Origin of the sequence: Bradyrhizobium sp. SMVTL-02, from assembly GCF_051853005.1 — a bacterium.
GTDB lineage: Bacteria > Pseudomonadota > Alphaproteobacteria > Rhizobiales > Xanthobacteraceae > Bradyrhizobium.
Window position 1 is genome coordinate 3,107,185 of sequence record NZ_CP182469.1, and the last position, 14,944, is coordinate 3,122,128.

Annotated in this window: 16 protein-coding genes and 3 pseudogenes; 10 read left to right on the forward strand and 9 right to left on the reverse strand. The window is 61.3% G+C overall.

Annotation, left to right across the window (positions count from 1 at the left end; genetic code table 11):
* Positions 1–77 precede the first annotated feature (77 nt).
* The 7 genes from ACNJYB_RS14410 to ACNJYB_RS14440 all read left to right on the forward strand — a co-directional run bounded on the left by ACNJYB_RS14410 (position 78) and on the right by ACNJYB_RS14440 (position 4,927).
* Entirely contained in the window at positions 78–287 is a 210-nt protein-coding gene (locus ACNJYB_RS14410; protein WP_439374560.1) for a helix-turn-helix domain-containing protein, read from the forward strand.
* Between the two features lie 318 nt (positions 288–605).
* Positions 606–857, forward strand: a complete 252-nt coding sequence (locus ACNJYB_RS14415) for a hypothetical protein (protein ID WP_439374561.1) — start codon at positions 606–608, stop codon at positions 855–857.
* Positions 854–1,252: a hypothetical protein gene (locus ACNJYB_RS14420; RefSeq protein ID WP_439374562.1), complete on the forward strand. Its 399-nt coding sequence runs from the start codon at positions 854–856 to the stop codon at positions 1,250–1,252. The genes ACNJYB_RS14415 and ACNJYB_RS14420 overlap by 4 nt, the downstream gene beginning before the upstream one ends.
* A complete protein-coding gene (locus ACNJYB_RS14425; RefSeq protein WP_439374563.1) occupies positions 1,221–1,844 on the forward strand; it encodes a hypothetical protein in 624 nt (207 codons plus the stop codon). Before ACNJYB_RS14420 ends, ACNJYB_RS14425 begins: the two co-directional genes overlap by 32 nt.
* A gap of 912 nt (positions 1,845–2,756) precedes the next feature.
* Positions 2,757–3,242, forward strand: a complete 486-nt coding sequence (locus tag ACNJYB_RS14430; RefSeq protein WP_439374564.1) for a hypothetical protein — start codon at positions 2,757–2,759, stop codon at positions 3,240–3,242.
* A gap of 31 nt (positions 3,243–3,273) precedes the next feature.
* On the forward strand, positions 3,274–4,167 hold the full coding sequence (ypfJ, locus tag ACNJYB_RS14435; RefSeq protein ID WP_439374565.1) for a KPN_02809 family neutral zinc metallopeptidase: 894 nt from the start codon (positions 3,274–3,276) through the stop codon (positions 4,165–4,167).
* Between the two features lie 244 nt (positions 4,168–4,411).
* Positions 4,412–4,927 (forward strand): DUF1269 domain-containing protein, encoded by a 516-nt coding sequence (locus tag ACNJYB_RS14440; RefSeq protein WP_439374566.1) that lies wholly within the window; start codon positions 4,412–4,414, stop codon positions 4,925–4,927.
* 596 nt (positions 4,928–5,523) lie between these two features.
* On the opposite strand, the gene ACNJYB_RS14445 is transcribed toward ACNJYB_RS14440, so the two are convergent.
* From ACNJYB_RS14445 to ACNJYB_RS14485, 9 genes and pseudogenes are all read right to left on the reverse strand, one after another.
* On the reverse strand, positions 5,524–5,736 hold the full coding sequence (locus ACNJYB_RS14445) for a hypothetical protein (RefSeq protein WP_439374567.1): 213 nt from the start codon (positions 5,734–5,736) through the stop codon (positions 5,524–5,526).
* 3 nt (positions 5,737–5,739) lie between these two features.
* Positions 5,740–6,345, reverse strand: coding sequence for a hypothetical protein (locus tag ACNJYB_RS14450; protein WP_439374568.1), 606 nt, complete (start codon positions 6,343–6,345; stop codon positions 5,740–5,742).
* Positions 6,342–7,521, reverse strand: a pseudogene (locus ACNJYB_RS14455) (ERF family protein). The gene ACNJYB_RS14450 and the pseudogene ACNJYB_RS14455 overlap by 4 nt, the downstream one beginning before the upstream one ends.
* On the reverse strand, positions 7,505–8,260 hold the full coding sequence (locus ACNJYB_RS14460) for a YqaJ viral recombinase family protein (protein ID WP_439374569.1): 756 nt from the start codon (positions 8,258–8,260) through the stop codon (positions 7,505–7,507). Before ACNJYB_RS14460 ends, ACNJYB_RS14455 begins: the two are co-directional and overlap by 17 nt.
* Before the next feature lie 267 nt (positions 8,261–8,527).
* Positions 8,528–8,773: pseudogene (locus ACNJYB_RS14465) on the reverse strand (ATP-binding protein); the annotation flags it as partial.
* 265 nt (positions 8,774–9,038) lie between these two features.
* On the reverse strand, positions 9,039–10,061 hold the full coding sequence (locus tag ACNJYB_RS14470; RefSeq protein ID WP_439373148.1) for an IS110 family transposase: 1,023 nt from the start codon (positions 10,059–10,061) through the stop codon (positions 9,039–9,041).
* Between the two features lie 49 nt (positions 10,062–10,110).
* Positions 10,111–10,644, reverse strand: a complete 534-nt coding sequence (locus ACNJYB_RS14475) for an ATP-binding protein (RefSeq protein ID WP_439373472.1) — start codon at positions 10,642–10,644, stop codon at positions 10,111–10,113.
* A 15-nt stretch (positions 10,645–10,659) separates the two neighbouring features.
* On the reverse strand, positions 10,660–12,198 hold the full coding sequence (gene istA, locus ACNJYB_RS14480; RefSeq protein WP_439373471.1) for an IS21 family transposase: 1,539 nt from the start codon (positions 12,196–12,198) through the stop codon (positions 10,660–10,662).
* Between the two features lie 173 nt (positions 12,199–12,371).
* On the reverse strand, positions 12,372–12,503 hold the full coding sequence (locus ACNJYB_RS14485; protein WP_439374570.1) for a hypothetical protein: 132 nt from the start codon (positions 12,501–12,503) through the stop codon (positions 12,372–12,374).
* A gap of 240 nt (positions 12,504–12,743) precedes the next feature.
* Between ACNJYB_RS14485 and ACNJYB_RS14490 the strand changes: the two genes are divergently transcribed.
* From ACNJYB_RS14490 to ACNJYB_RS14500, 3 genes and pseudogenes are all read left to right on the forward strand, one after another.
* Positions 12,744–13,139, forward strand: coding sequence for a hypothetical protein (locus tag ACNJYB_RS14490; RefSeq protein WP_439374571.1), 396 nt, complete (start codon positions 12,744–12,746; stop codon positions 13,137–13,139).
* Positions 13,140–14,167: 1,028 nt separating this feature from the next.
* Positions 14,168–14,467, forward strand: a pseudogene (locus ACNJYB_RS14495) (response regulator).
* Between the two features lie 107 nt (positions 14,468–14,574).
* Complete coding sequence (locus ACNJYB_RS14500) at positions 14,575–14,808, forward strand: DUF6894 family protein (protein WP_439374572.1); 234 nt, start codon at positions 14,575–14,577, stop codon at positions 14,806–14,808.
* The last annotated feature ends 136 nt before the right edge of the window (positions 14,809–14,944 follow it).

The following is a 14,944-nucleotide window of genomic DNA, read 5'->3' on the forward strand; positions in this document are numbered from 1 at the left end:
AGCAGAGACGCCGTCAACATAAAATGTTGAAAAAGCTTTCTCCCCCTCAATGCCGGGCTGCTCGGTCACTTCTCGATATGACCCAACCTGAACTCGCCCGTCGAGCCAACGTGGGCTTGTCGACCGTGGTGGACTTCGAACGGGAACGGCGGAGTCTGTCGACTGAGGCGATAGAAAAGCTGCAGCAGGCCTTAGAGGCCGCCGGCATAGAGTTCATTGAAGAGAACGGTGGAGGCGCTGGCGTCCGTTTTCGAAAGCGTGCAAAGCCACAGCCCAAAACAAAATGAGCGGCTCTCGAACTGGCGCGTTCTGACGACGCCAGAGTTACGCGCCGCTTCGTGGGTCGCGACGCGGTTTCACTGTCCCAGCCGCGAGAGGCCGAACTCCAGGGTGATACCGTTACTGCAGGGTTAAGTTGTGACGGCTAGGGCCTCTTCTTGGCTGTGCATAATCCAGCCAAAACAAAACCCTTAGAATTGCATTTACCTTTGGTCCTTCAGGATCAGCATGAGCCTGACTCGGCAGTCAGGCGCTCCCGGGTGCGGCTGTGTTGGGAGTTTTGTTCGACGTTCGCTCGAACTGCTTGCAACCTTGGGAGCGCAAAAATGACGTACCACCGGAAGAAATCGAAATCGGCGCTCTTCGGACGCGACGCGCTCGCGAGTATCGATGCGGCTGAAGCGTTTGCGAAGCTGCATGCTGCCCTGATGGAGGAAGTCAAACCGACCGGCGTGATCGAGAATATGTATCTCGACACGGTCGCTGATTTGGTGTGGCAGATTGCCGAGCTCAGCTCCGCCGCATCAAACGAGATATCGCCCGCATCTCCTTTCAGGCCGCACTGGAAAACCTATTGAAGCAAGTGCTGCGCAATCCGGTATTCATACTGCGGGACGATGACGAGGAGAAGGCCTACCGGCTCGCGTCGCGCTGGTTTCAGCGTCGCGGTTCCAAGCGTGAGGTTCGTAAGATCTTGCGGGAGCGGGGCCTTGACGAAGAAGCCATCCATGCGGAGGCCTTTCGTCTTCGACTGGACGAACTTGAAAAAATTGAAAGCGCGATCGCGGATTTGGAACGGCGCTTTGACCGAACGCTGCGTCAGATCGCGCGCTACCGCAACGAACTCGCCGTAACGGTCCGGCGCAGCTCAGAGCGCGTGTTGCAACAAATCGATCTCAAAGCGTCTGGACCCGATGGTGGTGAGGAGGAGGCAGCAGACAATGACAACGGAGCATCAGCGAGCAGCCAATAGGCGCAATGCAAAAAGCTCGACCGGACCGCGCTCTGCAAACGGAAAGAGGCGGGCAAGCCGCAATGCGGTGAAGCACCGTCTCAGCGTCAGGTGCGACGATCCGAACTTTGCACGGCGGGTCGAGGCGCTCGCGCGCCAGATCGTGGCACAATATGAGGTGGCCGGCGGCGCGGACAGCGCATTGATCATGGCGTTGGCCCGAACCGCGGCCGAAGCGGAGCTCGAACGGCAGCGCGTTCAGGCCATCAGAGCTGAGTTTCGCAATCGGGCGTTTCTGTTCGGCAGCTTGGAGCCCCCGCAGTACTTCCGCAACGACATGGCGGCGGTCAAGTGGGCTCAAAGTATGTTCCGTTGCTTGATTTCGAAGGAGCAGCGACGGCGCCCCCGGCAGCCCAAGATGATCAATTCGGACGAGGACATGCCTACCCAACCGGCGGAGCGGATGGCCGAGGGCACCCGGCGTGTGCTCGACCACCTTCTGCGGTTGGACGGCTATGCAGCCAGAGCCATCGGCCGCCGCGACCGGGCGCTCAGAAGCATAACTCGGCAGATCGGGAGTGCGCGACAAACTCTGCAAAACGAACCCAATTAATACAGTGTTATCAAGGCTCCCGCGCGATGCACCTTCGAAAACCGGCGCTAAATTACTCCGTTTTCCTGAAAGGAGGAGAAAGCCGTCGCGTGGGGTAGGGTGACTTCTCGTTCCGCTGTCAGCTAGCCGCCCTTTTATGTCCGCCTCGGTCTACAGTTCGAGCACCACTACGCCCGAGACCGCATCCGTTACGCCGCGACCGTTGCCTTGATCTTCGCACGCTACGGAAGCTGTCGAGTGTCTCAGGCGGGGACCCTTTGTGCGTTGGTCCCTCGTGAAAACGCCAAGGGTATGCAGGTAAGTGCCTATCGTTGTACCACATGCCTCCAAACTAAGCGGGGCGGCTGACGCGCCATTCAGGTCGGGAGGCAGCACCACGACTGAGCAAGCCAGATCAGAGGCGGAGGTAGGCAAGCGGTCGCTTAAATTTGGCCTGTCTTGTGCGCGCAACATTCGTCTGCTTTGATGCCGTGTTGCCCCTTACATGAACATTATAGCTCCTGCCATGAACACGTTGAGTTCGCGCTGGCGCGTACACCAGACCAACATTCATCGCTATGAGAACATGCTCAAGACCCAGCTGAGCGATCAGGAGCGGCAGTTCGTGGAGACGCGCCTCGCGGAAGAGCGGATCGCGATTAGCGTGTTGGAGTTCTTGGACACGCCTGCGAACTCCAGCCGAAATGAGCAGCCTCTCGCGCGCTGACCCTATGTTGCAGCGGCGCCACATCTAACGGCACCGATAAAAGATCGGAACAGAGCTGCTAGCCGCCGTGACGCTAGCAGTGCCACGATTTTCGTTGATCAAGATCAAGATCTGTCTCCGCCGCCAGCTCAGCCTATGTGAGCTGCGCGCCCGACAGCATCGCTGTCCGATCTCTGTAGCGCATAGTTGCTCAAAGGAGTTTGCGGATGGGAATATTGGATCAATTGGGGGTCGGCGAGGGCCGCCTCAAGGAATACAGCGACTTCGTCAACCGCTACGAACAAGGCCATCCTTCACAGGGGTATTCGGATCAGGAGGTGCTGACGCGATATGGGGAGGTCGCACACGCCGCATCGGCCGACCAATACGCTCAGGCGGCACAGAAGGCCTTGAGCAAACTGTCTCCGGAAGAACGGGCGGACATCCTGAAAATGCTGCAAGAACGCGCCGCCGCTCGCGGGGTTGCCTTGCCGACACAGGTCCCTGCAGAGCCGAAGGAATTGGGCCAGGTGATCACCGATCTGCACGGCAAGCCCGGCCAGCTGCGCGACATGCTCGGTGCCAACGCCATTGAGGCCCAACAGCAGGGATCAGGTTCAAACCCGATCATTGAGGTTCTATCCTCCCCAGCGGCCAAAGCGCTGCTCGCCGGAATTGCGACGATGCTGATCAAGCGGGTCATGGCGAGATAGCCCGCCCCGTCGTTGAAAGAGGGAGGCCAAGATGCGCATCGATGACTTGCCCGAGAGCGAGCGCATTGAAGACCGTCGCGGCGGGGGATTACGTGGCCTTCCCGGAGGTGGCGGCGGGCTTGGTATCGGCACCATTGTCGTACTCGGCCTGATCGGTTGGGCTCTGGGCATTGATCCGCGCGTGCTGATCCAAGGAGCGGAAACAATATCGGGGAACGATAGCGCCCAGCAGCAAACCAGTGCGGCCCAGTCGGGCACGCCTTCCGATGAAATGGGCCACTTTGTTTCTGCGGTGCTCGGCAGCACCGAAGTGCAATGGACCGCCATTTTCTCTCAAGCCGGCAAACAGTACGAGCGGCCAACGCTGGTGATGTTCTCGGGGGCAACGACCTCTGGCTGTGGATCGGCACAATCCTCGATGGGGCCATTCTACTGCCCGCTCGATCACAAGGTGTATCTTGACACCAGCTTCTTTCAGGACCTGGAGCGGCGTTTCAAAGGCTGCGACGCAGGAAGCAAAAGCTGCCAGTTTTCTCAGGCCTATGTGATCGCCCATGAAATCGGGCACCACGTTCAGAACCAGCTCGGCGTCTTGGCCGGGGTGCAGGAGCAGCAGCGCGGGATGGGCAAAGCCGAGGCCAACGCCCTGCAGGTCCGGGTCGAACTGCAGGCTGATTGCCTCGCCGGGATCTGGGCCAATCGCGCGGAAGAGAAGTGGAAGTTTATTGAGCCTGGCGACGTTGAGGCAGCGATGCAAACCGCGTCAGCGATTGGCGATGATCGATTGCAGCGGCAGTCGCAAGGTTACGTCGTGCCGGACGCGTTCACGCACGGCACATCCGAGCAGCGCACCCGCTGGTTCATGGCTGGTCTAAAGTCTGGAGAAGTCGGCAGCTGTGACACCTTCCGTACCTCGCGGCTTTAGGTGACGTGTTATGCCGAGGGAGGCTACAGCCTAATGGAGGGTTGCACTATCATGACCGGCGGACCGCTTGAGCCGGGCGCCCCACTCCCGTGTCGCTGGTGACAAGGCCACGCGCTCAACATGTTGAAGGGCGATGACTTGGATGAGCACCTCAAGCAATTGTAAGATGAAGTCACCGCGCAAACCTCTCCCTCTGGCTGACTGCGTGCCCTTGAGGTATTCGAATTAACATTGGAGCGACCGGATGAGTGAACTTGTCGTCATTGCTTTCCCGACAGAGGCGAAGGCGGAAGAGGTTCGGCAGAAACTTCTCTCTATGCAGAAGGAGTACCTGATCGAGCTCAGCGATGCGGTGATTGCTGTGAAGGACGCTCAAGGCGCGGTGAAGCTGAATCAACTCCTCAATACGACCGCAGCCGGGGCCGTATCCGGCGCGTTTTGGGGCAGTCTCATCGGGCTGATCTTCCTATCGCCGCTTCTCGGCGCCGCGCTCGGTGCCGCGTCTGGCACGCTTGGCGGATACCTGACCGACGTCGGCATTGATGACAAATGGATGAAGGAAACCGCGGCCGCCATCCAGCCTGGCTCAGCGGCCTTGTTCGTGCTGGTGCGCAAAGTGACCGGGGATAAAGTGCTCGAAGGTCTCAGAGGTGAAGGCGGCACTGTACTGAAAACATCGCTCGATCACACCAAGGAGGCCGCGCTGCAAGCAGCCCTGGCCGGCGCTCAGGCGGCCGCGCCTCCCGCTCCCCCAGCGTGAATGGCTGCGCGCGAGCGCCCAAACGCGCCCGCCGAGCACGATACGGGCGCCGTCGAGAGCTGGGGTCGTTGGACTGGCTTCGGTATAGAGGCCGGCGCACTTCGGCGTCGGCCCGGTCTGCTCTTTGTCTGGATCTTGTCGGCGTTCCAGCCGATCGCGGGAATGTAGGTCGCGAGGACCGAGACAAAGAATGGAATCGCGGCTCACGTTCTCCACGGGCTGAAGCGCGCTCGCCTTCTTCCTTTTTTCGCTTCATCAGAACCGCGCCTTTTCACTTGATGATACGGCGTATGGCATGATCAAGCCCGAGCAGAGCCGCGGTGTCGTCCTGCGCCAGACTACTCGCCCATAGTTCCTGCGCAATCGGAAGCGGGGAGATCTGCTGATCGGCCCACCGCGCCCGCGCATTGCCGCCGGTGCAGGGCTTGATGATGCGCGCGACACCGGGGAACGGTGAACTCCTCGCTGACCTTGCGCCCGGGGAACGCCCTTGCGCAAACTTCAAATGATGCGGATCCGACGGGCTGCAGACAAGACACGGTTGGGCACGGACGAAAAGCGAGATATGGCGCGACAATCAGGATGAGAGCGGCGCGTCAATCAAGATGAGACAAGGCGGCCGAGATCGTCATGTCCACCCATTTGCCACCCCCGGTGATGATGGACAGCACGGCCGATCGAGAGGAAGGCCACCCACTATTGTGCTGCAGCCCGCGGCTTCTTCGGAAAAAATTCCAGGGCAGCATAAACTTGGCCTCGAACACAGCGCCGTCTTCGATGCGTCCGTCCGGGGTCGCCGCCATCGCCACGGTTTATTTGGCTTCCGTACCGATCTTGAGTGTTTCAGGTCGGATTGTAGACTTTGCGCCAGGGGAACGATGGTTCTTGATCTCCCTCATTAGCAGCAACCGTTTTGTTTGCGCGGCGTTCAGCAAGCCCTCGAACAAGACGAAGATCTCGCGCGTCTCCACGTAGACTTCGGCATTGATGGCCTCTTGATCGAAGCCGTAACGAGCAAGCCGCGTGTCGATCTCTGTTGCAGCGATTGGATCGGTCCGCCAGCTCAGTGCGTTTTGCAACGTGTAGTACTCCGCTTCCGCTTCGAACTGGGGGACGATTCCGATCATGTCGATGTGGCGAAGCGCTGCTTCAATAGCTTTTTGGCGATGCGTCTCAAGCAGCTTGTGGCGCAATAGGCGATAGCGTTGGATCTCCCAGGACAGTTCGGCGATATCGATGGCGAGCAGCCATTCGATGGCGGATCGCGGTGCTAGGTCGGCGAAGATGGCCTGCCGCAGCGCCTGGTAGTGCTCGAGGCTCTCGCCCGGCAGCAGCAAAGGCGGCGGCACCAATGCCTCAAACTCGACCGGTAGCGCGGTCGCAGTCAGCTGGTGCGTGGTAGGGAACGGCCAGTTCATGGCGAGGCCCCCGAGCCGAGTTGTGCCGGCAAAGCCGCGCTCGCCATTCCGGCTTTGGTTTGATCGTGGACTGGGCTAGCCGCCCACAGCTCCCGCGCGACTGCCAGCGGCGCGATCTGCAGGTTCGCCCACCAGGCGCGCTCGTTGCCGTGGCGGTGCAGCTCCTGGTGATGAACGCGGCACAGCGGCACCGTGAACTCGTCGCTGACCTTACGGCCGAGCGCCCTGGCTTGGGCGAATTTCAGGTGGTGAGCGTCGGTCGGCGTTTGCTGGCAGACTAGGCAGGGCTGCTCCCGGACGAACAACAGGTGCGCCTTGCTGCGCTTGCGGAGCAGCTCCTTGGGATGGGCGAGCCCAACCTCGTGGGCAGGTCGCAGAGATGGCTGCAGCCCGGCCTCGTTGCCCAAGGCAGCTGCCCCGAGCGGCTCTGCCGACGCGGGTTGCGCTCGATCTAACGCCGGCGCTTGCTCGGCCGTGGGACGGGCGGCGGCCTCCTCAAGCTTGCTCTGAAAGGCGGCTTCAACGAGCCGGGCGTCCGGTTCAAGAAGGGTGTTCTTGAGCGGGAGGGTGGCCTTGGCCCAACCCCAAGCGAGCTCACCAGCGGGCAGAGCTGCGAGCTGGCTCAGAAGCTGCTCCCGCAGCTCGGCAGATTGTGCTGGGCCCAGCACCGGCGGGCGATGCAGAACGCCCTTGGCCGGCTTGGGTTTGGCGCTCAGGGGCGCTTGCTGCGGCTCCGTGCCCGGCGGGCCAACGCTATCAGGCGCGTCCAGATCGTCCTCGCCGGCAATCCCGACCAGCGCGAACAGAGCATAGCGGCGGGCATAGGTCAGCGCTGCGCCCATCCGGTGCGGCGCCTCGACGTCCCTGACGGCGCAGACCGGCCAGTCCGAGGATCCACTCGCCGGAGGAATGGGCGAGCAGCGTGGTGAGATGGATGGTGCCGGTGGACGCCTCGACCCTGGTGGTCTGGATGATGGCGATCTCCTGTTGGCTCAGAGTTTTGCGCACGATCTCAAGTCCCGAGGCCAGCGAGGCGTAGCGAAAAGTCCGGTCGTCATCGCGTAGGAATGGCGAGCGGATCTGAGCGGTGAGGGTCTTTTCCGGGTTGGTCAGTTGGCCTTGCGCTTTGGCCAGCGCCACTGCGATCGCGCCGATATGCTCACTGGCCTGGTGCATGGACGCGCTCCATCTCAACCGGATCAAAGCTGACGGCGCCGGCCTTGGAGCGCTTGGCGCGAACGCCGTGGCCAAACGCTTCCTTGGCATCCTCCGGCATGAGCTTCTTGAGCTCGGCCTTGGCGAGTTCGTGCTCGCCATGCGCGTCCCGGGTGCGCAGATAGGTCGCCGCGCATTCGGCCCACAGATTGGAGGCGGTCATGTCGATGACCTTGACGGCGGCAAGCCGCGGGCGCGGCGGCTCGATGTTGAACAGGAGCGGCGGCTCGCCGGTCTGCACGCAGCGCCAGAACTTCTTTTCCGCCGTCAGCAACAGGTGCTGGTAGAGCGGATCGGCATGCACGGTGATCTCGACCCATTTGCCACCACCGGTGATGATCGAGAGCACGGCCGAACGGGCGGCGACCACCCACATGTTGTGCTGCAGCTGCGCCATATGCTTCTCGGCCGCAGCCTCTTCGGTGAAGGCCCAGGGCAGCATGAACTTGGCCTCGAACACCGCCCCGGCCGGCGCGACGATGCCGTCGAGCGTTGCCGCCATCCAGCTGTGGACGGGATGCCGCACCCGCTTCTGAATGTCGGTGATCGCCTGTCCGGTGCAGCGCTGGTACCAGCTGCGGTTGAGCTCTTCGGTGACGGTGCCGAGCTGAACGATCAGGTTCTGCGCAAAATCTTGCGGCGCGATCTCGCCGCGCTTTTCCCGCCACAAGCGAATGAGTTCGTCCTGATCATCGCCCATGTGCGCATTCCAGGGATGGTGATCAGGTGTTCCAGGCGATGGTGATCACGGATTCCAGCGATCGTGATCAGATGCGGAGGCGAACACGACTGACGGGTTTATGTGTGCTGGAAATGGTCTCCTGGTCAAGGCTGGCGGGTTGGTTCGGAGATCGTTCCGGCGGTCCATGGGAGGGCCCCGTGCGCGGCGCGGAGTGCCCCCATGAGCGACGGAGCGACGCGCGCGGGAGGGGCCTGTGGGCCGGCGGGGCGATCGTGCGCGAGGTGCTCACGGTTTTTTCTTTTCGCCAGCCTGACGCCGTAGACTGTCGCCTTTGAGCTCGAGGCGGTGCGCATTGTGAATGATGCGGTCCAATATCGCATCGCCAAGGGTGGGATCGGCAATGACGTCGTGCCATTGCGACACGGGGACCTGACTTGTGATCAACAAGGATCCCTTGTCGTAGCGATCATCGACAATCTCGAGCAGATCGCGGCGCTGGTCGGCGGTGAGCGGTTCGGGTCCCCAGTCGTCATATGTGGACGGCCTCTGATGGCAAGCACAATTTGGCACTTCGAACGACTTGGACGGCTGCGATCGTATGTCCGGCCTTTAGCGCGGATCATATCTCCGCTGGCCCTGATGAAGTCCGAGAACCAAGGGGTCACATCAAGGATGCGAGCTTTGAGGCTCACACGACTGGTCGGGTTTTCCTGGTTTTCGGTGGCGACCGTTGTCTTTCATCATGCCTTTCTTGCACTTACCAAGCTTATAACTCTTCGATGCGGCTGTCCGACACTCAAAGTTTGGCGAACATCTCGGTGCGGAAGCATTCTCCGGTTTTCATCATTGCCCAGATGATCCGAGCAAGCTTGTTGGCGAGGGCGACGGTCACAAGCCGCGCCGGCTTTTTAGCCAAAAGCCCGACAATCCAGTCGCGCAAGCCGCCGCGGCGTTTTTCCACAACGTTTAGAAGCGATGTTGCTCCGAGAACGAGTAACTTCCTTATATATCGATTACCCGCCTTGGTGATGGTTCCGAGAGTTGGTTTACCCCCGCTTGAAATTTGCCTGGGCGTCAGACCCAGCCAGGCAGCAAAATCCCGTCCCGAATTGAATACGCTTGGGTCTGGTACACTGGCTGTAATTACCGAGGCAACAAGCTTGCCAACGCCGGGAATTTCTCCGAGCGAACGGCTCGTCTCGCTGAGCGCGTGAGCCTTGGCGATCTCCCTCTCCAAATCATCGAGTGCGCCTCCGAGCGCATCAATTTGCTGACCGAGAACCTTCGCGGCCAGGACAGCGGCGTCGGGAAGAGTCGCGTCGCCTTCTGCGAGGCCTAAAAGCTCGTCGACGCGGCCGGTGCCCTTGGCGACGACAAGACCGAATTCGGCCAAATGGCCGCGTAGAGCGTTCACGCTCATCGTTCGCTGTTTGACCAGCAGCTCGCGCGTCTTGTGCAACATCAGGGTCGCTTGCTGATCAGCGCTCTTGATCGGCACAAAACGCATGGCAGGGCGCGAGACCGCTTCACAGATGGCTTCCGCATCGACGGCATCGTTCTTACCTCGTTTGACATAGGGCTTTGTGTAGGCCGGCGGCATCAGAGACACATCGTGTCCCATGTCCTTCAGTTCGCGCGCCCAATAGTGCGCTGAGCCGCAAGCCTCCATGCCAACGCGGCACGGCTCGATCCTCGAGAAGAACTCGCGCATCGTCCGGCGCGTCAGCTTGCGCTTTACGGCTGGTGCATCCTCACTAGACAGCGCATGAATCTGAAAATAGTTCTTGGCGAGATCAACGCCTATTCTAATAAACTTCATCTCGGACGGTCTCCCTTCTTTGTGGCGCTCTGGTGACCACGCCTTGGCACTATGATGCCGTTGAGGTGAGGCCGTCCACACCATCAAGGATGAGGAGATTGACGCGCTCGAGCGCGGCGATCAGGCGCGCCAGACGGCCTTCGCCGCGCGCCTGGGCGAGATCGGCGAACAGGCGGGATGTTCGCTTGTAGAGGACGGAGAAGCCGTCGCGGCAGGCCTTGTTGCCGAGCGCACAGGCAAGCCAGGACTTGCCGGTGCCGGTTGGGCCGACGATGACCAGGTGGTTGGCCTCACGGATCCATTGGCAGGTGGCGAGGGTTTGGAAGAGCGAACGGTCAAGGCCGCGAGCGGTGCGATAGTCGACGTTCTCAATGGCGGCGGCTTGCCGGAGCTTGGCACTGGTCAAGCGGCGCGTGAGGCGGCGGTTGTCGCGGGCGGTGACCTCGCGATCGACGAGGAGGCCGAGCCAATCGGCGTGCGGCATCTCGGCCGCCTCGGGGTTGTTCTGCAGTTCAGTGAGGGTATCGGCCATGGCGGCGAGGCCGAGGGCGCGCAAGCGATCGACGGTGGGGTGAATAAGCATGCTGATCTCTCCTGATCAATTGTAGTAGCTGCGGCCACGGATGTTGGCGTGGAAGAGGATGGGCGCCTCCTCGGCGGGAGGCGCGGTTCTGTCGGTGCCGTTCTTGAGGATGGCGGCGACCGATTTGTACGAGCGGGCGTTGAGCAGCAGGGCCCGGGCGCAGGCGGCGTCGACGCGTTCCTGGCCGTAGCGCTTGACCAGCCCGAGAATGCCGATCGCGGAGCGGAAGCCCTGTTCCGGATGCGGCCGCGACCGCAGGATGACGTCGATCAGGGTGTCGGCGTCGGGGCCGACCTTGGCGGCTTCGGAACGAATACGCTCATGGGTCCAGTCACGATAGCGGCGATGCGAACTCGGCATATGCTCGGCAATCGTGGTCGGGCGATGCGGCAAGGTGCTGCGCAGATGCGAGGCCACGCGCTTGCCACGGAGGAAGATCTCGACGGTCTTTTGGGTGATGCGAGCCTCGACCTCCTGATGCAAGAGGTTGTGAGGGACGCTGTAGTAATGCTTGGCGATCTCGACGTGATAATCGAGGTTGACCCGGCAGCGCTTCCACTCGGCATACTCGTACGGTTCATCCGGCAAGGGGGTGAGCGCCTGATGATCGAACTCTTCGAACAGATCGCGCCGACTTCGCCCCCAGCTCCGGAGAGGTCGATCGTTCAGCTCGACAAGGAGGCTGTGGATCGCCTCGTTGAGGGCGGCGAGCGAGAAGAAGCGGCGGTTGCGCAGACGCGCCAGAATCCATCGCCCGACGATTTGGACCCCGACCTCGACCTTGGCTTTGTCGCGCGGCCGATACGGCCGCGCCGGGACGATGGCGGTGCGGTAATGGCGGGCGAGATCGGCATAGGTCCGGTTGACCATCGGCTCGTGAAAGCAGGCCCGGGTGATGCCGGCCTTCAAATTGTCGCTCACCGTCTGCCGGGCCACACCGCCGAAAAAGGCAAAGGCCCGCACGTGCGAGGCGATCCAGTCCGGCAGGCTCTGGGTGAGGCTGGCCTCGGCGTAGGTGTAGTTCGAGGCGCCGAGCACGGCGACGAAGATCTGCGCGCTGCGCACCTCACCGGTGAGCCCGTCAACTACCTCCATGGTGTGGCCGGAATAGTCGACGAACAGCTTCTCGCCGGCGACATGGACCTGGCGCAGGGTCGGCTTGAGGCGGCCGGCCCATTCCTTATAGCGTTCGCAGAACCACGCATAGCTGAAGCTGTCGGAGTTTGCGTCGCAATACTCCTCCCACAACAGCATCAGCGTGACGTTCGGGCGCCGCAGCTCGCGATGCACGAGCGCCCAGTCCGGATGCGGACGCTCGTCGCTGGGCCGATCGGAAGGCGGCGGAAACAGGCGGTTCTCGAGCTGGACGTCGTCATCGAGCTCCGTTGGCAACGGCCAGGTCAGACCGGCGCGGCGGGCTCGGTTGACGTACTTACTGACCGTGCCCTGGGCCAGACCGAGGCTGCGGGCAACGGCGCGTTGCGACATGCCGACGCTGTAGTGCAGGCGTAGAACTTCGCGAATGTGGCGCATGGACAGTCTCTCTGTCGGCATCTCGATCCTCTGCGGTTGGGCAAAAGACCGAGCTACCCCGGTTGCAGACTGTCAGCGGTGGGCGCCTCCTGGTTGTCCCCGATCATGATCGCTGGAAATAGCGATCACGATCGGCTGGAAACGGTGATCACGATGCTCTGGAATGGGTGATCACGATGGCCTGGAATCGGTGATCACGATCGGCTGGAACGCGCACCCATGATAATGCGGGCATCCGAGCCGCCGATAAAGGCGCGCCGGTCGCTGGGATTGAACGTGATGATGCGATGTGGCGCCTCGGCGTCTTGCACTGAGATCGTGGCCATCGGTATCTCCTTAGGTTGACGCGGCCTGCCGCCGCACCAGCAAAGGCCCCGAACCTGCGGGGTGAGATACCGGGGCCATGCGCTGCGCCCGGTCTATTCAGTAACGCTCCTTTTGCCGCGGAATGCCAGTCCTTTTGCAGCAAGTTTGTTGCTCTTTTTGGCTAGAAAAATCTTGAAGTTACAAGAGGTTGGAGCGAGTTTTTGGGGTGTCGCGACAAGCACCGGCCACGGACCTCGGCGATGGCGTCACATCGACAAATCGAAGCCAATCGCAGCAATGCGAAGCGCAGCACCGGGCCCAAAACGGTGCATGGCAAGGCCAAGTCCAGCCTCAACGCCTTGCGCCATGGACTGGCCAGCACCTGCAAACAGGACGACCCAGCGTTCGCGACGCTGATGGTCGCAATTGGCTCGGGCCTCCGGTGCGAGATCGGATCGTATGCGGCAGCCGCCATTGCGGAGGCCAAGTGCAAGCTCTGGCGCGTGCGACGGGTCCGCCAGGCGCTGTTGGCCGCTCTATGGGATGGCCCGGCTGCGGATATCGTGCCGCGGCTCGACGGGCTTGAGCGCTATGAGCGCAGCGCGCTGGCCGCGCAGAAGCGCGCGGTGCGGTCGCTAAGGTCACGGGGCGGGTAGGTTTGCGAACCGGGATTGGCTTCGTTTTGGAGAAATCTCGAGATACGCCCCGGCCGTTGACGGGGCTATGGGTAATTATAGTCGTAGTCGCCTCGGGCGCCCGAAATGACGTCAAGTTGGATGGCATCGAACTCTCCCTAGGTTAGCATTGATCTGGGGAAATTCGCGCCCACCAAAGGGATGGGCCACCCCCCCCCCCGGCCCCTGCGGGAATTTCGCAGGTTGGAGCGCGCCTGCCGCGAGCACGCGCCAATCGCTCCCGTGGAGCTTGAGCGCGATGCTCTTCTGCCGGTGGCTGAGTATTACCGGAGCGCTATCGAGATTCTCCAAATACCGTCCGTCCCCGACCAGGCGTAGTTCTTTCACGATCGAAGCGCCGCCGACGTGAACCGGAAGACTCGATTGTGCGGTGGGCCGCGCGAACTTAGACCGGACAACCCTGAGCGCGGCACGCAAACTGCTGGAGCTCTCGCCAAGAGCGAGGCGGTCCAGGACGGCATCCATGTCGAGAAGATCAACGCGCCGTTCTTTCGAAGAACGGTTGCAAGGCGACGTGCTGACTCGGCGCCACCTTCAAGTTCGCCTTCCTGCTCGCGGCCGGCGGGCTCGTCGCATTGGCTACGCCACTCGGCACTGCCTTTCGTAATGCGGGTGAAGGAAGACGTAGGCGGCCAGACACCTTCATTATCAACGATATGGACCGGTGCATAGCGTGTCGCCAACCAGTGCTGCATCGGTTAGCGCTCTCTTTGGAAAACCATCGACTGATCTCCGGACTTCGCCAAGAAGCACAATCGCAGTTGCCCATTTTGGACACTTTGCCGGATTGACTTGAGGCGAGCCGAAGCCGCGTTTGTCCGGCATCACTAGCGCCTGGCTCAACTTCCACTCGATCTTTTTGGACGTCGTCGCAGATCGAGGGCAGACCGGAGCCGGCCGATGCTATTAGCGCCTGCTTTTGACAGACCCAACTTGTTCCCTTTCGCGACCACAGCGAAGATCATTCGTCAGGGAACGCGGTTTTGAGTATGGGTTCTGTGTTCTTGGTAGAGGATGAAGTCCTCATTCGGATGATGGTCGCTGATATGGTGACGCCTTGGGCACCCTGTGGTGGCGGAAGCCGGGCAACTGCCGTCAGCATTGGAGCTCGCCAACAAGGCCGTCTTTGGCGTAGCAGTGATCGATCTGATGCTAGGCAGGGACCACAGTGAGCCCGTGGCCAAGACTCTCATAGAACGCAATATTCCATTCGCGTTCGCAACCGGCTTTGGGACTCAAGGGGAGCTGAAGAATTTCGCGGACGGCCGTGGTTACAGAAGCCTTTCTGATAGAGCAGCTCCAACGCTGCTTGGCGGAATTGCCTCGCCGGCCTTCGAGGCGGAACTCATCTTAGCTCCGGACGTTAGGGCGAGTTTTGGTAAATCGATTTCGGACGATGCCGCGTTACTTCTTCAACATTACGCACGAGCGCTCGGTCACGGACCATGTGGGTGAAGAGTTGCCTGATCAGCATGCCGCGTGGAAAGAGGCCACGGTCATTGCCGGCCAGATTCTACAGGGGCTCGAAGGCCACCTGAGGCTCGGTCGCGAATGGCGGATGGAAGTCACCGATGAATTTCGGAATCCCCTTTTTGTGTTGCGCGTCAGCGTCGAACGCGCTGTTCCCTAAGGGACGACAATGACAATTCAGCCTTCGATGGCGCACGCGCTGGCGTGGGGTGCAGCCGCCCTAAGCTTGGCAGCCATCATCTCCATGAGCATGTAGGGGCCGGCTCGGTGGCCTTAAGATCCCCAGAGACGCGCAG